Genomic DNA, 23776 nt, shown 5'->3' with positions numbered 1-23776 from the left:
CGTCATGCCGCATGGGATTCGTCCGCGAAGTCGCAGTGGCTCGTGCGACGGGAAAGACGCGCATCGGAGTCGGCGCTGAGGGCGGCGAGGGTCACCGAGGCCAGCCGCCGGAGACGCAGGGCTTCGGCGAAGGCGCCGTCCATCGCTGCGTTCAAGGCCTCCTCCACCAGCCAGCCCGTCGCCTCCCTGCGGTGGTCCATGGCAAAGACGCCGGGCGAGCCGAGCGCCTCGTAAATTCCGCGAAGCGTCACGGTCGGAAGGACGCGCGCGATGGTCCAGCCGCCGCCGTGCCCTTTGTCTACATTGCGCGTCCGTTACCGCGGGAGCCGCTCCCGTCGACGCTCCAGCCACCTGGCCCTGCAAAGAAGATCAGCAGGAATACGAAGCAGTAGAGGATCGAGGCATCGCCGCCGTTGAGGACAAGATACAGGCTCCTTGGAGCATGGAACATCCAGTATGCGACCGCCATTTCGCCAGCCAGCAGGAATGCAACAGGACGGGTCAGGAAGCCGAACACGATGAGAAGCCCTCCGACGAGCTCCATCGCGCCTCCGATGCCGGATAGCGTCAGAAGCTCTGGCATCCCTCTCTCCGGTGGTGCAGATGGGACTGTCGATGCGATTGCCTCAGCTCTTGTCGGCGCGGACAAGACCCTCGCGCTCTTGAACTTGGTAGAAGCCTTTAGCGAGTTTGCGCGACAACCGGAGGCTCGTTTTTGGCCGTTGGTCGCCGCCATCCGGCGACCTTGCCGTCGATCCAGCGGATGGCGACATAGAAGACCGGCGTCAAGAACAGGCCGAAGATCGTGACGCCGATCATGCCGAAAAAGACGGCGGTGCCGAGCGCCTGGCGCATTTCGGCACCTGGACCCGTCGCGATCACCAGCGGCACAACGCCCAGGATGAAGGCGAGCGCCGTCATCAGGATCGGCCGTAAGCGAAGCCTGCACGCCTCGACCACCGCTTCCACGGGTGTTTTGCCATCCCTTGCTTCGGCATCGCGAGCGAACTCCACGATGAGGATGGCGTTTTTGGCGGCAAGGCCAACCAGGACGACGAGGCCGATCTGAGTCAGGATATTGTTGTCGAAGCCGCGCAGCATCACGCCGAGAAGCGCCGAAAGGACTGCCATCGGCACGATCAGGATGATCGCGAGCGGCAGTGTCCAGCTCTCGTATTGAGCCGCTAGAACGAGGAAGACGCAGAGGAGGGACAGCGCAAAGACGAATATGGCAGTATCACCAGTGCTTTTCTGCTGGAAAGCGAGCTCCGTCCACTGGAAGGTCGAGCCCTGCGGCAGGGTCGCCTTTGCCAGAGCCTCCATCGCGTTCAGCGCATCTTCGGAGGACACACCGGGTGCCGGGTTTCCTTGCAGCGGTACCGAGGTGAACATGTTGTAGCGCTGGATTAGGTTTGGGCCTGACACCTCCTTTACAGTCACGAGCGTTCCGAGCGGCACGAGAGCGCCGCTGGAGGAGCGCACGCGCAGCTGCTCGATGTCTCGCGTGTCCATCCGGAAGCGCTGGTCAGCTTGAGCGCGCACCTGGTATATTCGGCCGAATGCGTTGAAGTCATTAACGTAAGCGGTGCCGAGATTCTGCTGCAGCGTCGAGAAGATGTTTGTGATTGGAACGTTCAGGATCTCCGCTTTCTGCCGGTCGATGTCGAGGAAGATCTGCGGCGATGAGGCAGAGAAGGTCGTGAACACGCCGCTGAGCCTGGGGTCTTGCGCGGCTTTGCCCATCAACTCCTGGCTGGCGGCAAGGACGCGCTCGATATCCGGGCCCATGCGCTCCTGGACCTGCATTCGGAAGCCGCCGGAATTGCCGATGCCGCGAACAGGCGGCGGCGGCACGATGATGACGAACGCCTCCTCGATCGACTGGAGACGGGTGTTGAGGTCGGCGAGGATCTTGTCGGCGGATAGCCCGTCCTTCAGACGCTCCTCGAAGGGCTTAAGCCCGATGAACACCGCCGATGCGTTCGTGGCATTGGTGAAGGTGGCAGCCGAGAAGCCAGAGAAGGCAACCGAATACTCTGTGCCTGGTGTATCCTTCGCAATGTCGGAGATGCGTCTCGTCACAGCATCCGAGCGTGACAGCGAGGCGCCATCGGGCAACTGGGCGACCGCGATGAGGTAGCCCTGGTCGAGCGAGGGAATGAAGCCCTGTGGGACCTTATTGCCCACGTAGACGGTCGCGAACACAAGGCCGGCATAGATCGGCAGAACGATCAGTTTCCGGTTCACGATGCGTTTGACGCCGCCAGCATAGGCGCTTGAGGTTCGGTCGAAGCCGCGATTGAAGCCACTTGCCAAACGCCGAAGCGGGTTTCTTCCGCCAGCGCCATGACTTTCGTGGGGCTTCAGAAGAATGGCGCCGAGCGCCGGTGAGAGCGACAGGGAAATGAAGGCGGAGATGACGGTCGATATGGCGATCGTTAGCGCGAACTGCCGGTAGAACTGGCCGGATATGCCGGGGATGAAAGCGGTCGGCACGAAGACGGCGCCGAGCACGAGGGCGATTGCGATCACCGCCGTTCCTACCTCGTCGATCGTCGTGTGGGCCGCATCACGCGGCGATAACCCCAGCGCTATGTTGCGCTCGATGTTCTCGACAACCACGATTGCATCATCGACCACGATGCCGATGGCAAGCACGAAGCCGAAGAGCGTCAGCGTGTTTAAGGAGAAGCCGAGCGCCGCCATGATCGCGCAGGTGCCGATCAGCGAGATCGGAATGGCGATGATCGGGATCAGCGCAGTTCGCCAGCTCTGCAGGAAGACGAGTACGACGAGGACGACGAGTGCGATCGCCTCGGCCAGCGTGTGATACACGGCGCTGACCGACTCTGCGATGAACGTCGTCGGATTGTAGACGACGCGGTAGTCGATTCCGGGCGGAAAGGTCGCCTTCAGCGTCTCCATCGTCGAGAGGATTTCCTCGACGGAGGCGAGAGCGTTCGTACCGGGCCGCTGGAAGACCACCATCGCGACAGCTTCTTCGCCGTCGAGATATGAGTTCGTCACATAGTCCTGCGCACCGAGCTCCACGCGTGCGACGTCCTGGACGCGCACCATGCGTCCGTCTTCGGTGGTCCTGACGATCACACGGCGGAACTGCGTGACGTTCTCAAAGCGGCCTTGCGTGTTCACGGTCAGCTGGAAGGCACTGCCGAGATTAGTCGGCTCCTGGCCAAGGGCGCCGCTGGAGACCTGCACGTTCTGCGCCTGGATGGCCCTGACGACGTCGTCTGAAGTGAGGCCGAAGGTGGTTAACTTGTCGGGGTCGAGCCAGACGCGAAGCGAGTAGAGACGCTCACCGAAAATCTGTAGATCCCCGACGCCACCGAGGCGCAGGAGCTCGTCGCGCACGTTGTTACGGGCGTAGTTCGAGATGTAGAGCTGGTCATAGGCTTTGTTCGGCGAGACCATGTGCACGACCATCATCAGGTCGGGCGAGGATTTGAGCGTCGTGACGCCGAGTCGGCGAACCTCTTCTGGCAACCGGGGTTCTGCGATCGAGACGCGGTTCTGCACCAGCACCTGCGCTTGGTCCAGATCAGTGCCGAGCTGGAAGGTGATGGTAAGCGACAGTCCACCGTCGCCCGTGGAGTAGGACGACATGTAGAGCATGTTCTCTACGCCGTTGATCTGCTCCTCGAGCGGCGTCGCCACTGTTGCGGCGACCGTTTCGGCATTGGCGCCGGGATAAGAGGCGCGCACCACAACAGTTGGTGGCGCGATCTCAGGATATTGCGCGACAGGCAGGCCGAGATAGGCGATCGTCCCTATCAACGATATCAGGATCGAGATCACGCAGGCGAAGATCGGCCGGTCAATAAAGAAATGGGCGAAGCGCATCGGATCGGCCCCCTACTGTGCCGTGTTTTCGGCGACTGCGACGGGCGGCAGGTCCGTCGGCTTGGGGTCTACTTTAATACCGGGTCGCACCCGCATCAGGCCGTTGACGACGATCGTCTGGTCGCCCTTCAGCCCCTCGCGAATGACGCGATAGCCGTCGATGCGCGGTCCGAGGCGCACCGGCTGCATTGAAATGGTGTTGTCCGGCCCAACCACATAGACGACGCGCCGATCCTGGTCGGATCCGACGGCCTCGTCGGGGATGAGCACGCCGTCGTAGGGCACCGATCCAAGAATTGCGACGCGGCCGAAGAGGCCCGGCACAAGCATGCCATCAGCGTTCGGCAGGACGGCTCGAGCGCGAAGCGTACCGCTTGCGGTATCGAGCCGATTCTCAGTGAAGTCGAGATACCCCGGATGCACCGGGCGCGGCTCGTTGCCGATGGCGACTTTCACCTCGTTCCGAAGGTCGCCCACCGGCGTGTTCAGTCCGCCGGAGCTGAGTTGGCGATAGGCGAGATAGGTCCGCTCGTCTACGTCAAAGTAGAAGTTGATCGGATCGACCGACACGATGTTGGTAAGGATCGTGTCGTTGGCGACGACGAGATTACCGATCGAAACGAGCTTGCGCGACATGCGGCCGGTAATGGGTGCTCGGATCTCGGTGAAGCTGAATTCAAGCTTGGCCCGATCAAGCGCGGCCTTGGCTCCATTGGCATCCGCGGTCGCTGTCGCGAATGATTGGGTGCGAGTGTCCGCGACCTGCGTCGTGATGTTGCCGGTCTCGCGCAGTGTCGCTGCGCGCTCCAAATCGGCGCGGGCGAACTCAAGACGTGCCGTGCTTGCTTCGACACTTGCCTGTGCTTGGTCAAGTGCAGCTCTGTAGGGGGCTTGATCGATCGTAAGGAGCAGGTCGCCCGCTTTTACAACGGCACCATCCTGAAAATGAATCTGCGACACATAGCCGGACACGCGGGCCCGAATGTCGACTTGGTCCACTGCCTCGAAGCGGCCGATGAATTCGTCATCCTCGATGATCTGCTTCACTACGGGCTTGGCGACCGTCACTTGCGGGGGCGGCGCATCCTGAGCGAAGGCGATTCGGGTTAAGCCCAATGCTGCACTAGAGAGGGCCAACTTAAATAATGATGCCGAAACAAAGGACTTCATCTTAAGGTGTTCCAGATCAGGGGATGGACGGAGAGTCGTCTGACCATGTTGCAACTGCTAAGCCCCAAGTGCAACAGGCCACGAAAGCGGCGGGATTTCCTAGTCAAGGACGCAGCAGCCGCCGCAACGAGCGACACGCTGCCAGATCACAGCCAGTGATGGCAAGGTCTCGGCGAAGTACCCCGAAAAGGAGCTTCTCGTTCTCGGCGGCGGCTTCGATTGCCCTGCCGTTAAGGATGAAGGGTGCATCATCGGATTGCTTTCCGCCCTTTGAGTTCGCCGACGGGCTGCAGGCCGGCACCAAACATTGATCCTCTTTGCTTCGAGGACCAGGCTGGCCGCACCCTGTCACAAACGTGTCCCTCCATCTTCTGCATCTGCCGGATCTGACCCTCGGCTCTCATGCGCTTCTCTACGGCACCGGGCGCTTCGCTTCCAATGTCTGATTGAGTTCGCGCAGTGCGGCCCCGGCCTGTTCTGCAGCCCTGCGGGCTTCCAGCAATTCCCGTACGTACCGCCGCCTGTTTGAAGCGTTGAAGATGGTTATACGGATGAAGCCCAGCCCTCCGGAAGCGTCGCGTCGTTGTACCGCATTTACCAAGACTGGCAGGGCCTACCATCGCCGCGAACGAAGTCGAAAGGGACCTCATTGAAGCGTTCTAAATTTTAAGAAGGGGCGCGAAATCGCCTTGTTGATAGATCTTGCCCGCTATGTTCAGGAGATCTGAAACCGCTGCCCGACGAGGCGGTCGCGCTCATGCCCCATCCAGGCGAGAAGGGTCGGGTTACTTTTATGATGCGCCCGTCTGCCTGTGGCGAGACATAGCCGCACGGCGCATTCTCAAAGAGATTTTCCAGATTCTCGTGTCTCTCGGCTCGGCAGCACTCGCGCCGTCCGAGAGCCCGTGTCAGCTCTTGGGCTATCTCGGGCTGGTGCCGAGTGAACTCCCGACTGGCGACACGATCCGACGCGGGGGGATCACAAAGGTCGGGAACGGGCGGGTGCGCTATATGCTCGTCGAGAGCGCCTGCCGCCGTCTGCGGCGTAGGCGTGGCATGCCTGCCCGTCCCGCATGTCGAGGAGCATCTGAAGTCCGGGGCGCTGGTTGAGCTGCTTAAGGCCAGGGCGCCGATCCTGCCGCCAACCACGCTACGATTCCAACCGTCGTCAGCCGAGCGCCGCGTTCCAGGCGTTCCTCGAGGCGATGCGGACCACGGCCGGAACCTGATGCGACACTCGGCGGAGTCCGACCGCACTTACTCCAAGCTGGACGGTATCAGGCGCCCGTAGCCTCGTTAACCATGGCCACCGCCTTCTCAGGGTCGGCTCGCCACGCTTCGTACAAGGCCTGGCTTGACCCCGGGCGGATGTCGAACGTGTCGTCTTCCAGCCCATGCAGCAGGTCGGCGATCACCGTCTCGGGCTTGGCTTTTTCGTTGGACCTGACGCCGGATGCGAACGGGGTGTCCACCAAGGGCGAGACCAGCTCGAACAGTCGCAACGGCGAGCCGACCTGCTTCAGCCGATACCGCATCGACTGGACGTAGGAGTGGAGCGCGGCCTTGGTGGCGCTGTAGGTGGGATTCGTCGTGTCCGGTGCATACATGACGCCGGACGTGGTGACGATCAGCGCCGGATCCGGGCGGCCTTCCAGCAAAGGTAGGAAGCGGTGCGTCAAGTCGACCGCCGACACGAAATTGACCAGCATCTCGAGCCGCGCGTTACTTGCGGCGTCGGTCCCGTCGAAGAGGCGGTAGGTGTGCGTCACGCCCGCGTTGAGAAACAGCACGTTGAGTTCGGGTGCGTTCTCCTGGACCCAGTCGACCAAGCCCTCGACCTGTCCGACATCGGTTATGTCACAGGCATAGGCCTGCGCGCCCCGCAAGGCGTCCGCTTCCCTTTGGAGGCGTTCCGCGTCGCGAGCTACCATGATGACCCGGTTGCCGCGCGCAGCGAGCTCCTTGGCCGCAATCAGCCCCATTCCCGTGCCCGCGCCCGTGATGAGGATCGTGTTTCCTGAGATGTTCATGTCCGGCTCCTTCAGCACGCGACTAGGCTTATGGTGATTGGTGGTGTGGAAAGGAGGGCAAGCGCCGAGCGTGCCTCCTCGCCGGTCGTTGCTGCCGCAACGTGGAGATCGGCATCTTTCTGCGTTCGCCATTCCTCTAAGACGAACAAGACCGTCGACTGGTCGCGGGATCGATACAACTCGTACGCAACATGCCCCGGCTCCTCTCTCACCGAAGCTCGGACAGCCTGGAGCCGAAGGAGGAACGCTTCCGTGGCCTGGGCGTCCGGCCCCTCGAACCGCGTGAGAAGTTTGATCGACTGTAGGGGATCGTTCCCTTTCTCCGCGGCCATCTCAGCCTTCTCCGTCCGCGAATGATAGAGACTCCCAGCGCTCGATCTCGGACGACCACTGCGCCAGCCGTTCCTTGACGTTCTCGATCGCCGAGGGGCCCACAAGCAGGTGCTCGGGCGGCGCGGACATCTCGATGGCGTCCAGCACGACCCGGCCCAACGCTGCCGGGTCGCCCCAATTCCACTCGCCGTCCATCCGGAGGACCGCGTCATAGTCGGCGATGCGGTGCTCGGTGTGTACCTGCGACCGCCCGCCCCATTCCGTTCGGTAGAGGCCCGGCAGGATCGCTGTCACGTGGATGCCCAATCTCGAAACCTCCTTCGCCAGGGCATCGTTGATGCCAAGGAGGGCGAACTTGCTGCCGTGGTAGGCGCCGAGGCCTGGGAATGTGATAATGCCGCCCTGGGATACGATGTTGACCACATGCCCCGCTTTTCGCTCCCGCATGGCTGGCAGCACCGCCTGGATAAGCGCCACCGGCCCGAAGACGTTGACGTCGAACTGGCGGCGAAGCGCGCCGAGATCCAACTCCTCGATCACGCCCTGAAGGCCGAACCCGGCATTGTTGACCAAGACGTCTATCGGGCCGACCTCATCCTCGACGGTCCGAACGAAGGTCGAGATCTGTGACGGGTCCGTCACGTCCATGATCCGGCCGATAGACCGCCCCGGCGAGATCGCCTCGAAGGCAGTACGCTGGTCCTCCTGTCGTAGGGTGCCGACCACCCTATGGCCCCGCGACAGCGCTTCTTCGGCCATGACGCGGCCCAAGCCACTCGAAACCCCCGTGATCACGATCGTTTGCATTGTCGGTCCAATCTCTATTGGTTGTGTCGAGCCTACATCTAGCGACCGGCAGCTCATGGGATTAGGTTCATCAATTTGCATGCCGTCGTGAAGGACTTTCACCAATGCCGAAAGCAAGCCTTGCCGAACTGACGGCCTTCGCGGCGGTCGCCCGCCATCGCAGCTTCCGGAAAGCGGCCGATGCATTGGGTACGTCGCGCTCCGCGCTCAGCCACACGTTGATCGGGCTCGAGCGGACCCTTGGGGTGCGCCTCCTCAACCGCACGACACGGAGCGTGTCGCCGACCGAGGCAGGTGGCGAACTCCTGCGCCGCATCGTTCCGGTGCTTCAGGATCTCGACGAGGCCCTCGACGCGGTGACGGGGGAAGCGGGCGCCGTTGGCGGGACCTTGCGCATAAATTGCGGCGAGGCAGCCGCGCAGGCGCTCCTGCAGACGGCCGTTCCGACTTTCGCAGAGCGTTGTCCCGGGGTCGCGCTGGATCTCGTCACCGACGGACGGATGATTGACATTGTCGAGGCGGGGTTCGACGCAGGCGTCCGTCTCCGCGAAACTGTGCCTCGGGACATGATCGCTGTTCCGTTCGGCGGCGACGTCCGCTTCCTGGTGGTCGCAGCCCCCGCTTATCTGGAGCGTCATGGAAGCCCGGTCGTGCCCGACGACCTGCGGGCACATCGTTGCATTCGCCACCGGATGCCGAGCGGAAAACTATACCGATGGGAGTTCGAGAGGCGGGGGGTGGAGATCGTCGTCGACGTGCCAGGCTCCATGACACTCGACGGCAATAGTCTGATGGTTCGAGCAGCGGCAGATGGCCTTGGCATGGCCTTCGTTTGGGAATCATTTGCCGATGCCGATCTCCGGGCAGGGCGCCTTGTCAAAGTGCTGGAGGATTGGTGTCCGGTTTACCCCGGGCTCTGCCTCTACTACCCTGGAAGGCGCCACGTGCCGGCCGCGCTGCGGGCCTTCATCGACGTCCTCAAGGGTGGCCGATGATCAAAAGAGTTCCGGTGAAAGCTGCCTTTCGACTCCCGATCCGAAACAGCACCGGAAATCGTTTCCGCTCCGCGTCTTTTCGGTCGCGCCACGATAACACTGTCACTGCCTAAAACTATTTGTCAGGCGCACGGATCACCCTGGTCCGCTGCGTGACAAGCGGCTACGAAGCCGCAAGTAAGAGAGATTCAGGTTCAGTCGGACGCTTGGTGACCAGCGTGCGGAAGGCGACGCTGCTGATAGGCTTTGAGTATAGGTAGCCCTGTCCCTCGGTGCAGCCAATGGCCCGAAGCGCCTGCGCTTGCTCGATTGTCTCGATTCCTTCGGCTATTGTGCGTATCTTCAGACCGTCCCCGAGAGTGATGATGGACCGTAAGACGGCCATCGACTGGGAACTGGTAGGAGCGTCGGTCACAAAACTGCGGTCGATCTTGATCTTGGATATCGGAAAGCGGTGCAGGTATCCAAGGGAGGAAAACCCGGTCCCGTAATCGTCGAGAGCAAAGCTGACACCTAAGGCCAGCAAGTCAGTGAACGTTTCTCGCAACCGGTCCGTGTCCGTAGCAAACGCCGATTCGGTAATTTCGAGCTCCAATCGCCGTGCTTCGAGCCCGGAATTCACCAGGGCCCGGCGAACCGCTCCGACTATATCGCCGGCTTCGAATTGAAGCGCTGAGACATTGACCGCGATCTTCACGTCACGCGGCCAGTGGGTGGCCTCTCGGCAGGCCACCTCGAGCACAAAGGCGCCCAGGCTATGGATATGACCCATCTCCTCGGCGACGGGAATGAAAGCGGCAGGGGACACGTAGCCCCGCAGGGGATGCCGCCACCTTATCAAGGCCTCGGCTCCGATGATCTGCGCCGTATCGAGTATCACCTGTGGCTGATAGACAAGCTCAAACTCACCTTTGTCTAACGCCCCCTCGATGTCCTGCTCCAGAGAAAGCCGAGCCATACGGTCGACTTCCATGCCGCTCTCAAAGACGGCGACGCGCTCCGACGGCGCCACCTTGGCCCGGTAGAGCGCAAGATCGGCCTGGCGCATCATGTCGCTAGCATCAAGCACTTTCGAGGGCCACCAGCCGATGCCGACGCTTGTGCCGATCGAAATCCGGTGGCCTCTAATGTTGTACGGCTCGTTCACCGCATGAAGAAAGCGGGACGCCGCCTCAACCGCCTGGTCTGCTGTGCTACTATCCAGAAGGACGGCGAATTCGTCGCCTCCGATGCGCGCATGAAAAGCCCTGGCTCCGAACACCTTACGGGCTCGCCTAGCGGTCTCAACCAAAACCGCATCGCCCGTTGCGTGACCGAGGGCATCGTTGACCGCCTTAAAGCGATCCAAGTCAAAAGCCAGCAGCGCAACGCCGCTTGCCTCCGTTCCGGTTCCGAGCTCCGCGATGGCCTCTTCGAGCGAGCGCCGATTGCCGAGGCCGGTCAAAGAGTCGTGCAATGCGAGATATCGCATCCGCTTCTGCGCCTGCTCGCGGATGGTCACGTCGCGCAGGGTCAGGCACAGGTGAAGGACGTCCGCAGCGGTCCCGTCCGTGGCGGCCGAGATGCCCTTCATCCAGAACGGCGCGATCGTATATTCAAGTACTCGACCGCCGCCGTCGGCTCCGTCGCCGGAAAGGGTCATCTGGCGTAACGCTCGATCTTCCGGCGCGCCCGTCGCTGTAGCCGATTGAATAGCGGCGCGGATCGACTGGCACAACGCGTTAGGCAAATCCTCAAGGTGCCTGAGTGCACTCCGGCGGACATTGAGCAGCGCGGCGGCCTCGGCATTAACCCGTGCGATGGCCCCGTCTCTGGACAGAATGACGATGCCGTCGAAACTTTCGTCAATCACGCGCTCAAGCATGCTGTGAGAGTTCGCGGCCTGGATCCGGGCGATCCACACCCGAATGCGTCCCAGGTCGAACTCGCGCAGCAACGTCCACACAACCGAGGCGAGGGCGAGACTGTCGAGCCTTGCGGTCGCGATGACGACCGATCCGTACTGCTGCAGGGCTAGGGCCGCGACTTCGGTGCAGACGATGGCCATAACGAGCAGGACGACAGCCGGTCCCGTACGGAGGCGAGCGGTACTGAAGAAGGCCAGGAGGCCGAAGATGCCAAGGCAGAAGGCAGGAATCGGCTGTTCAGTCAGTTCCCGGCCCTGGAGGAGTGTCTCGGTCGCCAGCGCGAGCACAAGCGATCCCGAGACGGTGCCAAACACTGGAACCGTGAAGAAGTCATGGAGCTCGACTGCGCTCGCACCGACGATCAACGATTTATCAGCGAGAAATTCGGAATCGATGCGCCCGGCGATAAGGTCCACAAACGAAACTCGCGGGACGTCCAAAGCGGCAATGCTGTAGTCAATCCCGAACAGGCCAGTTCCGCCATCGCGGCCGGCGAGCACCGAGGGCATCGAGTCCTGTCTCTCGCCGGCCGAATCGGATGAATACGGGAACCGGCGTATCACTCCGTCTGGATCCAGAGGCACATCGACGCTAACGGGCCACGACACGCGGAGCAACTTTTCGATCGGCATTGCCGGCTGGAGGATTTTATCTCCTGCAGTTGCCGGTTGAGCGAAGGTGGCGAGGTAGGTTTCGACTCCTGCATCGCTAAGCGCGGCGGCGAAAGCGTTGTCCTCTGCCTCGGTCGACGCCGACGAGAAATCGATGTCGAAGGCGACCTTCGCCGCTCCGGCCTTTGCTGCAGCCGAAAGGAGATCGGCGTGGAGATGCCTTGGCCAAGGCCATACTCCAATGCCCGCAATACTCCGCGCATCGATGTCGACGAGCACCACGTCCCCCGTGGGGGCGCGGCTATGGCTGGCAAAACGCAGTTCGGAGAGCCGGCTATCCAGAGCGCTGAACAGGCCCCCGAGCTCTGCCGCCAGGAGACAGAGCGAGATGACGACAACCAGCCAGGCGCTCCGAAGAACGCGCTTGCCGTTCCACCCATGGCGCAGCGACCGCTTCACCTTTCGTTCCGGACCAACTGGCCTATACAATGGAGCTAAGATCTGCCTTTCCCGCCACCATTGCCGCTGGCGCCACCGCCGCTTCCGCCCGCGCTGCCGTTGTTGCCGGCCGAATTACCATCACCTCCGGCTCCGGCTCCGTTGCCGTTGCCGTTGCCGCTGTCGCTGTTTCCGTTGCCGCCAGCATTGCCGTTGCCGTCTCCCCCGGCACCGGCGCCGTTGCCGTTGTTCCCAGCGTTGCCGTTTCCGTTGCCGCCGTTGTTGCCGCTGTCGTCGCTTCCACCGGCACCGGCACCGGCGCCGTCGCCGTTGTTCCCGGCATTGCCGTTTCCGTTGCCGCCAGCGTTTCCATTGGCGCCATCGCCATCTCCGTTGCCGCCGGCGTTACTGTTTCCGTTGCCACCAGCGTTGCCGCTCTCGCCGTTTCCTCCGGCATTACCGTTGCCGTTGTTCCCGCCGCTGCCGTTTCCGTTGCCGCCAGCGTTGCCGTTGCTGTTGCTGTTGCCGATGCCGTCGTCTCCTTTGCCTCCGGCATTGCCGTTGCCGTTGTTCCCGCCGCTGCTGTTTCCATTGCCGCCAGCGTTGCTGTTGCCGTTGCCGTCGTTTCCTTTGCCTCCGGCATTGCCGTTGCCGTTGTTCCCTCCGCTGCTGTTTCCATTGCCGCCAGCGTTGCTGTTGCCGTTGCCGTCGTTTCCTTTGCCTCCGGCATTGCCGTTGCCGTTGTTCCCGCCGCTGCCGTTTCCGTTGCCGCCAGCGTTGCCATTGCTGTTGCCGTTGCCGTCGTTTCCTTTGCCCCCGGCATTGCCGTTGCTCCCGCCGTTTCCGTTGCCGCCAGCGTTGCCGTTGCCATTGCCGTTGCCGTCGTTTCCTTTGCCTCCGGCACTGCCGTTGCCGTTGTCGCCAGCGTTGCCGCTGTTGCCCGCCGCGTTGCTGGCATTCCCTTCGCTGCTCTTGCCTGCCGCACTGCCTCTGGCTGTGTCGCCCGATCCTGGCTGTCCAATAGAGACGCTGGCTTTAGTGTCAGCGTTTTGCGCGCGAAAGTCAGACAGGGTCACCCCTACCGGGGCGACCGAAGCCGCGTCGGGTTTACCTTGAGTAATGGCTGGCGCCTGGACACCTCCAGTGCGAAGCCCGCCCTTTGAGGAAGCAATGGCGGCGCTCTGGCCCGCACCAACGGCGGCGCTTTGGCCGGTCCGCAAATCGCTTACCTGCACCAGGCCGCGCTCAACGCCAATTTCCGTCTTTGTCTTGTTGACGCTGATCGTAAACTTCGTGCCCTTCACGACAGCGGCCATATACGGTGTTTGCACGGTAAAATGCGGCCGCAAGCGCTTCTGGATGTCGAACTCAATACTGCCCGTCCGCTGCAGAACCTCCGTCTTCGAGCTGAAGAACGATTTCGGGATAACCGCCGCCGCAGTATTGGGCAAAAGCGTCATCACGTTGCTCTCGCTGACTAGGCGGACGCGGCCATTCTTGGAGGTTGCGACAGTCAGTCCCTCAGCGATCGTCATCTCGCGCTTTATCGCGATGCGCTCACTTGCCGACATAACTACGTAGGCTGTGCCCGAAACCCGATCGACTACCCATTCTCGCGCCCAGCACTGCGTTGCGGATATCAGCGATACCAAGATCGCAACCGCGAAGGGAAACAGCTTTGTCATGATTGGCCACCAACTCGAGAAGATGGCTGGACCTTACAAACTCGTCTCTAATGGCCAATTAAGAGAGCGCCCAAAGGTTTAGCTTCACGGGTCTGTGTGCACGGCGGTGACAACCCAGGCCACAGGAGCGCCGGCGAAACGCCGTACGGCGGAGTAAAGTCCGGCCAGTGGCCAGGCTGCTCTCTTTTGCGGGCAGCGGCCGGTAATGTTTGTCGTGGCAGGCTGGGCCCGACAGGAAGACGAACTGCGTCGCTAGGTTTGGCCCGGCGTGAGGTCAGCTTCGCGCCACCTGCTCCGGGCAAACTCAAAGACAGCCAAAACCCAGCCAAGGACCTGTTTGAATGAGAGCTTTTGCCTCCAGGTTTCGGATGGCGCAGGAGCGCGCCGCCTCTTCAGTTCACGGTACAGCCTTCCCCGTTATTTCGATCGGCTCGGTCAAAAGCGCCGGCGCTTCGACTCTGGCCCTTACGATCGCATCGGCATCTGCTTCGACTAGAACGCCCGTGTTTCTGATTGACGCGGGCAACACTCATGATCTGTCGACCTGGGCATCGAAGCCAGGCAAGCCAATCCAGATCGAGGTCGCCAAATGTGAAAAGACGAACCAACTGGCAGGGCTGGTCCGCGAGGGCATCGAACGCCGTGCAGTGGTGATCATCGATGCTGGCACTCGGCCCGAGGTGCTGCGGGCAGCAACGCGTCTGGCTGCCACGGTTCTGATTCCACTACGCTTCTCACCGCTGTCCGCGTTCGCAGCTGCACTGACAGATCAGCTTCTGGCAACGGAGCTGGAAGGCACCACCAAACGACGGTGCTTCGTGGCAACGGCCATTGCACAGATCCCGAGCCGCATCGCTAGGGCCGTGGAAGCTGAAGTTGAGCGCTCGACAACTGAGCGCTTTCCGGTTGGCCTAGCGCAGCGAGCCGCCTACGAAGCGCCATTCATGTTCGGGGGTACCCTGTTCACGCTCAGTGACGACACCGCACCAGGTATTGCACGTGCGCAGGACGAGGCAAGAGCGATGGCAGCGAACCTCGGGGTTCTACACTCCGCGGGCTCGATCCTCGCATCTCGCATTGCCGATACCATTCGCCACGACCGACGCGTGGCCGCTTGAGGTCTCGAATGGCGAGTTCGGGAGCATCCTTAGAACCATAGAGGGCCGAAATGGGCGCAGAGCTGCCGTAGCCCCGAAACTTGTCTTTTATGGTTTCGCCTTCATTTTTTTTTGGGCAGCATTTTCAGTTAGTCAGGTGTTTTGAGTTCGTTCTTGCAGGCGCAACCTGGGAGTTCGTAGTTCGACACACCTTCGAGTCCGAAGACTACGGCGGTTGCGAAGACGGGAGTGGCACCATCTTAATCGGCCTTGCACTGCAGAGAAAACTGCATAACATGCAAAAGGTGGCGTAGGCTAAGTGGTTGCAGGATAACGGTTTTTTGGTTGGGGGTTCGAGTCCCTCCGGGCCTACCAGATTTCTCATTCATCAATGTGACGTGGCCGGTGACGGGGCCGCGGGGCGTCGGCCTCTTCCGGCGGCTTGTCGTCGGTCTCGGGCAAGCCCGGCCAGCGGTCCGATGAAGACGCGCGCTTCCGCCACCGGCGGGCATCGCGGCGGGGCTGGAGCGACGCGTAGAAGAACGCAAGCGACGACAGGGCGATCGGCGTTGCCACCACCAGGAGCAGGATCATTGTACTCGACATGACCGCGCTTCAAGCACGGACCAGGGCCGAGGGTCTATCAATTCAGAGAGCAAATTCGGTGGCCGGCAACAGGTGCGCCGCGTGTTCCAACTCTGCTGCCTTTTCGGAGGCGAAAAGGACGGTCTCGACGGCAAACGAATGAGCGCTTTGGGACCAAGCACGCGGGCCGCTGAACAGCCGTGATGGGTCGTATGCAGACGGGCAGCAGTTCTCGAGGGCTCTTTAGCAGGAGACAGTCGAAACTCGGCCCGTTGGCGACATGCTGAGATCTGCGGAGCTGCGACAAGCAACGGCTCAAAATTCTGATCTCTGTAACGTTTGATCCTTGCGGCGCGTACTGGAGTCAGTTGGCCGGCCGCGACGGCATGTCCATCCGGTGATTCTGAACGATGGATCAAAGTTGCAGCAGGCCCAGAACGCAGATCATTTCGGCGAACATCGCTGAAGCTCATAGCATGGGAGGCTTTCGAGGAGAAAAATGAGGTCGGCTGCTATGAAGAGGGTCGGATTCACTGGAGTGCCCGACCAGGCATCGGATCTATTGAAGAACCACCCCTCGATGCAGGCTGAGGGGTTGTTCGGCATCCCGGGTGGATGGACTATGCCCTTCGGCCTGTGGCGGGCGCGGCGCGGGTTCGACATCACCTACCGGCCCCATGACCACGCCTCCCTGAGCTTCGTTCGCTCTGGGGGGCCTGTGGAACGTCTGGATGGCCGTTTTACCGGCCGGAAGGGCGGAGCGCATCCCGATAGTTTCATGCTGTATCCCGGCGGTCTTTCCCGGCGCTACCGAGCAGATTCAGCCGTCGCGATTTGCCAGATCTACTTCACGTCGGAATTTGTCGCCTCGGTGTATGAAGAGGACAGTGGCGCCTCCGCCAGCGGGCTCGAACTGCGGGACGACCGCATTCTGGCGACAGATCCGGCCTTGCGCAGAATGGTCGACCTCTATGTCAGGCGCGCCGGCGACACCAAGAATCCGGCCTCTGTTCTGGAGGCGGAGAGCTATGGCGTGCTCCTGACCCTTCACCTCCTCGGCCACCACTCAAATCGGGCCGCCCCTCCGCGGCGCGCAGCCCGGGGCTTGCCGTCCCGCGTTTTGCAGGACGTTCTCGACTTCATCGAAGCCAATCTTGCCGACGAAGTGCCCCTGGCGCGGATCGCACGCGTCGCCGGTCTGTCGCCCCGCCATTTCTGTACGTCCTTCACCCGCTCGATGGGCGTGACACCGCACCGCTACCTGTTGATGCGACGGATCGAGAAGGCGAAGGAGTTGATGCTCAAAGGCGAACGCCTGGCCGATGTGGCCTTCCATTGCGGCTTCAGCTCGCAGCAGCATTTCACGTCGATGTTTCGCCGCGTCACCACCATGCCGCCGGGCGCCTGGCTGTCATTGATAAACTCGTGAAGCGAAAGGATCACCGGAAAGATCCGTAAACGACCGGATCTTCCTGGAATAGCGGCCTTCCTGTCTCGGCTAGCTATGGGGGGCGCGAAGTGACGCGTGGTCCAATCGAGACTGGATAGCGGCATGAAACTTGGACATGAAAGTCTACACAGAACTGGTTTGATCGCCCTTGCGGGACTGGGGATCGCCTCGTCCTTTCAGAACGCAGAGGCTGAAGTCATCAACCGAGGGATCGAGGGCCTGCCCCTGCACGAGGCGCGCCCGGCGCCGAAATCGATCTTTCCCGATCAGCACATCGTGGTGGCGCAGCCGTCGCCGTCGGAGGTCAATCCGTCCTTTCTGGGGCCGGTCCTGCTGATGAAGTCGGCCATCGTCGATCTGGAAGCGGGAACGGTGACGCTGCCGCTGCGCCAGGGCAAGCTCGCCAGCGGAGAGCTTGTCTGGTCGATCCTGACAGACGTCACGGACGAAAATCTCGCCAACCTCCACGGCATCAACTATTCGGCCAAATTGGCCTATGGCATCACGGGGAAAGCGGCCCGCACAGGCCGTTTCGAGAGGGACGGGACATTCACCTTCGATGCCGGCAAGGTCGACTTTTCGCCCGCGCACAGCGTAACGCCGGGCGAGGCGCCGAACTTCTTTCCGCCCAAAGCCTTCCAGCCTGGATCGGTCGGCGATGCCGACTACTCGCCGCTGGTCGCGCTCGACAACGCGAAGAATGCCGTCTTCAACATGCCGACAATCGCCTTCGACGTCTCCGCCGAGACGTTGGACACGATGTGCGACGGCAGCCCGGATTTTGCGAAGGTGCACGACAAGGTCAGGAAGATCTGCCCGCGCGATGGGACGGTGACGCTCCAGATGACGCTCGGCTACACGTTCGGAAAACCCATCTTCTACATCTCGACCGAGTCGAACCATCCCTTGATCGCCAGCCTGGAAACCGCGACGCTGGCGCCGGCGACCGGCGATCTGCCGTTTGCGCTCGAAGATGCGGCGCCGGGCGAATCCGCCGAGCGCATCTACGCCATCGCCAATGGCCCTACGGGCATCGACAACCCGTTCCGGCAGGGCGTCAACAGCGCGCTGTCGGATGCGGGGAGCCATGGGCCCCTGAACGTCCTCGGCGGCATCCCGACGATCAATCTCGACTACAGCCCGATGTGGCGCCTGTTCCCGGTCAGGTGGACTGATGCGGCCATCGAAAAAGGCTATCGCACGAAGCTGACCGACGCGATCGCCATCGAGGATGCCGGCGCCAAGGGCATCATCGAAAGCCTGGAGGGCGGCCCGCCAAAACCTCTCGGCTTCATCGTGAACTGCCCGGTGGTTTACCGCGTGAACTAGCGGCAGCCAGCGGCTCTCCGACCCACCCGCCATGGAACGCCCTGCCGGATCGAAGCGCGGTTGCCCGCGCTTCGATATCTCTGGCTGGCAAGAAGCGGAGCCTCGGCTCGAGGCGGTGCAGATCTCTCCATCTCAACACGAAAGGCCATCGCAGATGTACAGTGCCAAGCTACTCTTTGTCTTCTGCGCCATCCTGTCGATGCCGCCTCTCTCCATGGCGAAGGCGGATTCCGTCGACCTGATGGTCGGCGAGCGCAACGGGCAGAACGTCACGTTCAGCTTCCAGCGGGACAAGAACCGAAAGCCTGTCGAACTGGTGGTGACGACGCGTCGGCTGGGCAATCCCGGGGCGAAGATCTCGATCTGGATCGACCGGAGCTCGATCCCGCTGCATTCCCGGATTTTGACGACGGACGACTGCGAGTATTCCGACAGCGGATCTTCCTGTCGCTTCTCGTTCGGACGGGACAGCGATCATTTTCGCAAATTCCTGTACGCCTTCGAGCGGGGCAAGACGGCCCATGTCGAAGTCCAGAATGCCAACGTGATGGAGATGCAGCGGGACGTTTCGCTGCTGGGGTTTCGCCAGCGGTACGGGCGCTGACGATGGCGAGACCAGCGGAGAGCTCCAATGGGGGCAAAGCGTGTTGTCGTCGGGCGGCCACCGGGCTGGGATCGCCAGCGCTTGCTGCGGCGACGAGAGCAGCGTTTTGATCAGACGGTCGCGCAGGCGACCGTCGAAGCGCTCGGCGGAGGGCTTCCGCGTCGGCCCGTCTCGGGCGATGCCGTGTCATTCGAGGCCCGCCTTACGGCTTGGGTGCCGCCCTATCCCGGCCGACGGTCGGACGGAGCCACAAAAGGCGGGCGGTCGAAGGCGGTGGTGGCCGGCGCCTCGCCGGCCCATTTCCGCAGATCCACCAGACAGGTCTGGGCGCTGCAACCCTGGGAGAGCGTCGAGGCGCCGCGGTCGAGCGTCAGGGCATTGGGATTGCCGTGGCGCTCGAGGCCGCTGGTCGGATCCGGATCGAACCACGCCCCGGTCGACAGCCGCAGAACACCCGGCATGATGCCCGCCGTCACGCGGGCGGTCGAAAGACAGTGCCCGCGCGCGTTGAAGATTTCTACGCAGTCGCCATCGACGACGCCGCGCGCGGCGGCGTCGGAGGGATGGATGTCAATGGGCTCGCGGCCGTCGATCTTGCCGGCCCGACTGTGCGGGCTGGCATCGAGTTGGCTGTGCAGGCGCCGCGTCGGCTGGTCGGAAACAAGATGCAGGGGCGTCGTCTGCGCGGCCGGGCTGCCCAGCCATTCCGGGGGCGCGTACCAGGTGGGGTGGCCGGCGCAGTCTTCGAGCGCAAAGCCGGCGACTGTTTCGGAGAAGATCTCGATCTTCCCGGAGGGCGTGGGCAGGGGGTGGCGCTGCGGGTCGGCCCGAAAGGCCGAGAGCATGACGATGGGCGCCGCCATGGGCGCGAGATCCACGAGCTCCTGCTCCCAGAATTTTGCGAAAGGCGGCAGCAGGCGCGCTTTGTCGCCGGCCCGGTCTCGCGCGGCCTCGTACAGATGCGCCAGCCACTGCTCGACCGTCCGCCCCTCGGTGAAGGCCTCGCCGAAGCCGAGATGGGCGCTGATCGCGGCGAAGATGGCGTGATCGTCGCGGGCCTCGGCAAAGGGCGTCACCGCCTGCTTCATCGCCACGACATGCTCCTCGCCGCCGGACGAGCCGATGTCGTCGCGCTCCAGCATCGTCGTTGCCGGCAGGACGATGTCAGCAAACTTCGCCGTGGCCGTCCAGGACTGTTCGTTGACGACGATCGTCTCGGGCCGCTGCCATGCGGTCATCAGGCGGTTGAGATCCTGATGGTGGTGGAAGGGATTGCCGCCGGCCCAGTAGACGAGCTTGATGTCGGGATAGGATTGCGTCTTGCCGTTGTAGGTGAAGGTGCCGCCGGGATCGAGCAGCATGTCGGCGATGCGGGCGACGGGAATGAACGCCTTCACCGGGTTTTCGCCTTGCGGAAAGGTCGGCCCCTTAAACTTGGCATTGCCGTGCCCGACCGAGTTGAGCGCGCCGTAGCCGACGCCGAAGCCGCCGCCGGGCAGGCCGATCTGGCCGAGCATGGCGGCGAGCACGACCGTCATCCAGAATGGCTGCTCGCCATGCACCGCCCGCTGCAGCGACCAGGAGACGTTGATCATCGTGCGCGCGGCGTGCATCTCCCGGGCGAGCCGCGCGATGCGGTCCGCGTCGACGCCGGTGATCTCTGCCGCCCAGCCCGGCGTCTTCGCCACGCCGTCCGAAGCGCCGGTGAGATAGCGCGCGAAGGTCTCGAAGCCGACGCAGTGGCTGGCGAGGAAGGCGCGGTCGGCCCTGTCTTCGACCAGCAGCGTATGGGCGATGGCCAGCATCATCGCGACATCGGTGTTCGGCCGGATCGCGATCCATTCGGCGGCGACGGGGACGCTGTCTTCGACCGGGCTGATGTTGATGAAGCGGCAGCCGCGCTGCGCCATCGCGTCGAGCGCAGGCCGCACGCGGTGGCGCGCTGCGCCGCCCGAAGACATCTGCGCGTTCTTCACCGGAACGCCGCCGAAGGCGACGAAGAGGTCGGTCGATTGCTGCAGCACATCCCAGGAGGTGTGCATGTCGAGGAGGATTTCGGTCGAGGCGACCACATGCGGCAGGATCACCCGCCCGGCCCCCAGGCTGTAGTTGTCGACATGGCCGACATAGCCGCCGGCGAGGTTCAGGAAGCGGTGAACCTGGCTCTGGGCGTGATGGAAGCGTCCGGCGCTGGCCCAGCCGTAGGAGCCGCCGAAGATCGCCTCGTTGCCGAAGGTCTCAGCCACGCGCCGGACTTCGTCGCCGACGAGCGCCGTGGCCGTCGCCCAGTCGACCTCGACAAAGGGTTCGCGTCCCCGCAGGTGAGGGTTCGCGCCCGGGCCCTGCTCGAGCCAGCTGCGCCGCACGGCCGGGCGCGTGATGCGCACGGCGTCGAGTTCGGGCGCCGCCATGGACAGGCCGATGGGGGAGGGGTCGGGATCCTCGTGCCAGGACAGGATCTCCAGCCCGTCCTCGCCGCTCCGCGTTTCGTAGATGCCCCAATGCGCCGTGGTGTATGCCATCAGAACGCCTGAGCCGGGCGCGGGTCCCGAGGCGACCGGTCGCGCTCCTCCAAAGCCCGCAGCACCACCCGGGTGCCGTCATCGATCGCGTGCTCGATGGCGGCGCGGGCGGCTGCGGCGTCGCGCTGGCGCATGGCGCTCAGCAGGTCCTCGTAGTTCCGGTGGCCGTTGAAGTCGTTGCGCTGCTGCGGGAAGAGATAGTTGAAGCCGGGTCCCGTCTTCAGCCAGAGGGTCTCGATCACGTCCATCAGATTGGGCATGTCGGCCAGCTTGTAGAGACCAAATCGGAACGCCTTGTTGGCCTGAAGGGCCTCGGCCGGCTCCTCTCCCGAGCGCGCGGCGAGATAGTCGGCGAGCAGAGCCTCCAGGCGCCGGATATCCGCGGGGCCGATGCGCTGGGCGGCATTGCCGGCGGCCAATCCCTCGACCGCTTTGCGGATTTCCGCGATCTCGGCATAGTCGGCATGGGCGAGGACAGGGACGCGGAAGGACTGCGCCGGCTCGGCCGTCAGGGCGCCGGAAGCGACCAGACGAACCAGGGCTTCGCGTACCGGGGTAATACTGGTGCCCAGCGATTCGGCGATGTCGCGCGTCACCAGCCGGGCGCCGGGCTTGAGGCGGCCCTCGATCAAAGCACTGCGCAGTTCTCCCTCCACCTGGCTGACAAGGCTTCGGCGCTGTGCCGCCTGAAAAACAACCGTCAATGCCATCGCTCCAATCCAATGCTCACTTTTGCATCACCTACCATAAGCGCCTAGATGTTGCACTCAAAGAATATATCCTATATCGAACATCCGGTGACAAGTGTCCGGCCGAGATCGTCAGCGCGTCTTGGTACAACCCCGCAATGAAGGTGCCGTCGCATGAAAAGCCTCTTCGCCCTGCTCATGGCAGCCACGGTGCTGCTCCCGGCCTCGCCGCTCTTCGCGCAGGAAAAGGACATCGTGATCGCGCGTGCCGCCTCGACGGTGGCGATGGATCCGGGCTTCCTCAGGGAATCCGCCACGATCGTCGACAACATCTTCGACACCCTGGTCATGCGCGACGACAAGATGCAGCTCGTCCCCGGCCTGGCGGAATCGTGGACGTCGATCGACGACAACACCTGGGAGTTCAAGCTCCGTCAGGGCGTCAAGTTCCACAATGGCGAGGCCTTCGATGCCGAGGCGGTCAAGTTCACGCTCGATCGCGTGCTCGATCCGGCCGCCAAGTCGCCGACCCTGTCCTACATCCGCACCATCACCAAGGTCGACATCGTCGACCCGTCCACCGTCCGCATCACGACCTCGGCGCCGGACCCGCTGCTGCCGACCCGCATGAGCCGCTATCCCGCCTATATCGTGCCGCCGAAATACGTGAAGGAGGTCGGCAACGACGGCTTCGCGACCCATCCGGTCGGCACCGGCGCCTATAAGTTCGTCGAATTCATTCCCGACCAGCACGTCATCCTCGAAGCCAACAAGGATTACTGGCGCGGCGCGCCGGCGATCGAGACGGTGACCTTCAAGGCCATTCCGGAAGGCACGGCCCGTGCCACGGCCCTCCTTACCGGCGAGGCCGACATCATCGAGAACGTGCCGGTCGATCTCGTGCCGATGGTCCGGGAAAGCCCCGACGCCGACCTCGTCCAGGTGAAGAACGGCGGCAACACCATCTATCTCGGCCTGGTGATGAGCGAAAAGCCGCTCGACGAGCTGAAGGTCCGTCAGGCCCTCAATCTGGCGATCGACCGCCAGTCGCTGGTCGACAATATCCTGCAGGGCATGGCGAGCGTCAAAGGCACGCAGGTCGGCCCCGCCGATTTCGGCTATGTCGACATCCCGGCGCCCGAATACAATCCGGAAAAGGCAAAGCAGCTGCTGGCTGAAGCCGGGCTTCCCGACGGCTTCTCGATCAAGATGCAGTCGACCAACCGCTACATGAAGGACGGCGAGATCGCCCAGGCGATCGCGCAGATGTTCGGCGAGGTCGGCGTCAAGGTCGAGCTGGAAGTGCTGGACTGGTCGGTCTACGTCCAGCAGGTGCCGCGCAAGGGACCGGTCTTCATGCTGGCCTGGGGCTCGACCCAGACGCTCGATGCGGATGCGGCGATCTTTGCCATCATGCGCAGCGGCGAGCCCTATTCGACCGTCTCGATCCCCGCCCTCGACGCGCTTCTCGACCAGAGTCGCTCGACAGTCGATCCGACGGCGCGCGCGGCCATTCTGGCCGACATCCAGAAGCTGGCGGCCGACGAGGTGCCGCTTCTGACGCTCTACCAGGAAGATTCGATCTACGGCAAAGCCAAGGACGTGACCTTCACCGGCCGTCCGGACGCGCGGATCCCCGTGTTCGAAATCGACAAGAAGTAAG

At 62.8% G+C, this 23776-nt stretch carries 17 protein-coding genes and 2 pseudogenes; 7 read left to right on the top strand and 12 right to left on the bottom strand.

Annotated elements, in window-relative coordinates; genetic code table 11:
* Window positions 1–2: 2 nt before the first annotated feature.
* From IEX88_RS13005 to IEX88_RS12990, 4 genes and pseudogenes are all read right to left on the bottom strand, one after another.
* Window positions 3–299, bottom strand: a pseudogene (locus IEX88_RS13005) (transcriptional regulator); the annotation flags it as partial.
* On the bottom strand, window positions 299–583 hold the full coding sequence (locus IEX88_RS13000; protein WP_188851232.1) for a DoxX family protein: 285 nt from the start codon (window positions 581–583) through the stop codon (window positions 299–301). The pseudogene IEX88_RS13005 and the gene IEX88_RS13000, both read right to left, overlap by 1 nt.
* 98 nt (window positions 584–681) lie before the next feature.
* Window positions 682–3861 (bottom strand): efflux RND transporter permease subunit, encoded by a 3180-nt coding sequence (locus IEX88_RS12995; RefSeq protein ID WP_188851229.1) that lies wholly within the window; start codon window positions 3859–3861, stop codon window positions 682–684.
* Window positions 3862–3873: 12 nt separating this feature from the next.
* Entirely contained in the window at window positions 3874–5031 is a 1158-nt protein-coding gene (locus tag IEX88_RS12990) for an efflux RND transporter periplasmic adaptor subunit (RefSeq protein ID WP_188851227.1), read from the bottom strand.
* An 897-nt stretch (window positions 5032–5928) separates the two neighbouring features.
* Here IEX88_RS12990 and IEX88_RS27055 point away from each other — a divergent pair.
* A pseudogene (locus IEX88_RS27055) lies at window positions 5929–6141 on the top strand (transposase); the annotation flags it as partial.
* A 167-nt stretch (window positions 6142–6308) separates the two neighbouring features.
* Here IEX88_RS27055 and IEX88_RS12980 read toward each other — a convergent pair.
* From IEX88_RS12980 to IEX88_RS12970, 3 genes are read right to left on the bottom strand one after another with little or no spacing between them, the layout of a single operon-like run.
* Window positions 6309–7061 (bottom strand): SDR family oxidoreductase, encoded by a 753-nt coding sequence (locus IEX88_RS12980; protein WP_188851225.1) that lies wholly within the window; start codon window positions 7059–7061, stop codon window positions 6309–6311.
* An 11-nt stretch (window positions 7062–7072) separates the two neighbouring features.
* A complete protein-coding gene (locus IEX88_RS12975) occupies window positions 7073–7393 on the bottom strand; it encodes an antibiotic biosynthesis monooxygenase family protein (protein ID WP_188851222.1) in 321 nt (106 codons plus the stop codon).
* A gap of 1 nt (window position 7394) precedes the next feature.
* Window positions 7395–8201 carry an oxidoreductase gene (locus IEX88_RS12970; RefSeq protein ID WP_188851220.1) on the bottom strand — a complete coding sequence of 269 codons (807 nt, stop codon included), beginning with the start codon at window positions 8199–8201 and terminating at the stop codon, window positions 7395–7397.
* Between the two features lie 104 nt (window positions 8202–8305).
* Here IEX88_RS12970 and IEX88_RS12965 point away from each other — a divergent pair, with 104 nt between their 5' ends.
* Window positions 8306–9196: a LysR family transcriptional regulator gene (locus IEX88_RS12965; RefSeq protein WP_188851218.1), complete on the top strand. Its 891-nt coding sequence runs from the start codon at window positions 8306–8308 to the stop codon at window positions 9194–9196.
* A gap of 163 nt (window positions 9197–9359) precedes the next feature.
* Here IEX88_RS12965 and IEX88_RS12960 read toward each other — a convergent pair whose 3' ends face one another.
* Together IEX88_RS12960 and IEX88_RS12955 are read right to left on the bottom strand one after the other, a co-directional pair.
* On the bottom strand, window positions 9360–12173 hold the full coding sequence (locus IEX88_RS12960) for an EAL domain-containing protein (protein ID WP_188851216.1): 2814 nt from the start codon (window positions 12171–12173) through the stop codon (window positions 9360–9362).
* A 35-nt stretch (window positions 12174–12208) separates the two neighbouring features.
* The gene (locus IEX88_RS12955) at window positions 12209–13837 is read right to left on the bottom strand and encodes a FecR domain-containing protein (RefSeq protein ID WP_188851214.1); all 1629 of its coding nucleotides are present in this window, start codon (window positions 13835–13837) and stop codon (window positions 12209–12211) included.
* Between the two features lie 341 nt (window positions 13838–14178).
* Between IEX88_RS12955 and IEX88_RS12950 the strand changes: the two genes are divergently transcribed.
* Entirely contained in the window at window positions 14179–14955 is a 777-nt protein-coding gene (locus IEX88_RS12950) for a ParA family partition ATPase (protein WP_188851212.1), read from the top strand.
* A 360-nt stretch (window positions 14956–15315) separates the two neighbouring features.
* Here IEX88_RS12950 and IEX88_RS12945 read toward each other — a convergent pair whose 3' ends face one another.
* Window positions 15316–15528: a hypothetical protein gene (locus tag IEX88_RS12945; RefSeq protein ID WP_188851210.1), complete on the bottom strand. Its 213-nt coding sequence runs from the start codon at window positions 15526–15528 to the stop codon at window positions 15316–15318.
* A gap of 529 nt (window positions 15529–16057) precedes the next feature.
* Here IEX88_RS12945 and IEX88_RS12940 point away from each other — a divergent pair.
* From IEX88_RS12940 to IEX88_RS12930, 3 genes are all read left to right on the top strand, one after another.
* Window positions 16058–16948: a helix-turn-helix domain-containing protein gene (locus tag IEX88_RS12940; RefSeq protein WP_188851208.1), complete on the top strand. Its 891-nt coding sequence runs from the start codon at window positions 16058–16060 to the stop codon at window positions 16946–16948.
* Between the two features lie 123 nt (window positions 16949–17071).
* Complete coding sequence (locus IEX88_RS12935) at window positions 17072–18298, top strand: hypothetical protein (RefSeq protein ID WP_188851206.1); 1227 nt, start codon at window positions 17072–17074, stop codon at window positions 18296–18298.
* 154 nt (window positions 18299–18452) lie between these two features.
* Window positions 18453–18902 carry a hypothetical protein gene (locus tag IEX88_RS12930; protein WP_188851204.1) on the top strand — a complete coding sequence of 150 codons (450 nt, stop codon included), beginning with the start codon at window positions 18453–18455 and terminating at the stop codon, window positions 18900–18902.
* A 221-nt stretch (window positions 18903–19123) separates the two neighbouring features.
* Here the strand turns inward: IEX88_RS12930 and IEX88_RS12925 are convergent, their stop codons facing one another.
* Window positions 19124–21424 carry a molybdopterin guanine dinucleotide-containing S/N-oxide reductase gene (locus IEX88_RS12925; RefSeq protein WP_188851202.1) on the bottom strand — a complete coding sequence of 767 codons (2301 nt, stop codon included), beginning with the start codon at window positions 21422–21424 and terminating at the stop codon, window positions 19124–19126.
* Window positions 21424–22134: an FCD domain-containing protein gene (locus IEX88_RS12920; RefSeq protein ID WP_188851200.1), complete on the bottom strand. Its 711-nt coding sequence runs from the start codon at window positions 22132–22134 to the stop codon at window positions 21424–21426. The genes IEX88_RS12925 and IEX88_RS12920 overlap by 1 nt, the downstream gene beginning before the upstream one ends.
* Window positions 22135–22287: 153 nt before the next feature.
* Here IEX88_RS12920 and IEX88_RS12915 point away from each other — a divergent pair, with 153 nt between their 5' ends.
* On the top strand, window positions 22288–23775 hold the full coding sequence (locus IEX88_RS12915) for an ABC transporter substrate-binding protein (RefSeq protein WP_188851199.1): 1488 nt from the start codon (window positions 22288–22290) through the stop codon (window positions 23773–23775).
* Window position 23776: the final 1 nt, after the last annotated feature.

The sequence above is a fragment of the Aureimonas glaciei genome, assembly GCF_014643375.1.
Lineage (GTDB): Bacteria > Pseudomonadota > Alphaproteobacteria > Rhizobiales > Rhizobiaceae > Plantimonas > Plantimonas glaciei.
This window is presented reverse-complemented; position numbering and strand designations above follow the sequence as displayed.

What these genes read in the sequence shown, in the direction of transcription:
- IEX88_RS12915 (WP_188851199.1), top strand. Translation starts at nt 22,288, where the DNA reads ATGAAAAGCCTCTTCGCCCTGCTCATGGCAGCCACGGTGCTGCTCCCG.
- IEX88_RS12930 (WP_188851204.1), top strand. Translation starts at nt 18,453, where the DNA reads ATGTACAGTGCCAAGCTACTCTTTGTCTTCTGCGCCATCCTGTCGATG.
- IEX88_RS12945 (WP_188851210.1), bottom strand. Translation starts at nt 15,528, where the DNA reads ATGATCCTGCTCCTGGTGGTGGCAACGCCGATCGCCCTGTCGTCGCTT.
- IEX88_RS12990 (WP_188851227.1), bottom strand. Translation starts at nt 5,031, where the DNA reads ATGAAGTCCTTTGTTTCGGCATCATTATTTAAGTTGGCCCTCTCTAGT.
- IEX88_RS12920 (WP_188851200.1), bottom strand. Translation starts at nt 22,134, where the DNA reads ATGGCATTGACGGTTGTTTTTCAGGCGGCACAGCGCCGAAGCCTTGTC.
- IEX88_RS13000 (WP_188851232.1), bottom strand. Translation starts at nt 583, where the DNA reads ATGCCAGAGCTTCTGACGCTATCCGGCATCGGAGGCGCGATGGAGCTC.
- IEX88_RS12925 (WP_188851202.1), bottom strand. Translation starts at nt 21,424, where the DNA reads ATGGCATACACCACGGCGCATTGGGGCATCTACGAAACGCGGAGCGGC.
- IEX88_RS12995 (WP_188851229.1), bottom strand. Translation starts at nt 3,861, where the DNA reads ATGCGCTTCGCCCATTTCTTTATTGACCGGCCGATCTTCGCCTGCGTG.
- IEX88_RS12980 (WP_188851225.1), bottom strand. Translation starts at nt 7,061, where the DNA reads ATGAACATCTCAGGAAACACGATCCTCATCACGGGCGCGGGCACGGGA.
- IEX88_RS12950 (WP_188851212.1), top strand. Translation starts at nt 14,179, where the DNA reads ATGAGAGCTTTTGCCTCCAGGTTTCGGATGGCGCAGGAGCGCGCCGCC.
- IEX88_RS12970 (WP_188851220.1), bottom strand. Translation starts at nt 8,201, where the DNA reads ATGCAAACGATCGTGATCACGGGGGTTTCGAGTGGCTTGGGCCGCGTC.
- IEX88_RS12975 (WP_188851222.1), bottom strand. Translation starts at nt 7,393, where the DNA reads ATGGCCGCGGAGAAAGGGAACGATCCCCTACAGTCGATCAAACTTCTC.
- IEX88_RS12955 (WP_188851214.1), bottom strand. Translation starts at nt 13,837, where the DNA reads ATGACAAAGCTGTTTCCCTTCGCGGTTGCGATCTTGGTATCGCTGATA.
- IEX88_RS12935 (WP_188851206.1), top strand. Translation starts at nt 17,072, where the DNA reads ATGAAACTTGGACATGAAAGTCTACACAGAACTGGTTTGATCGCCCTT.
- IEX88_RS12965 (WP_188851218.1), top strand. Translation starts at nt 8,306, where the DNA reads ATGCCGAAAGCAAGCCTTGCCGAACTGACGGCCTTCGCGGCGGTCGCC.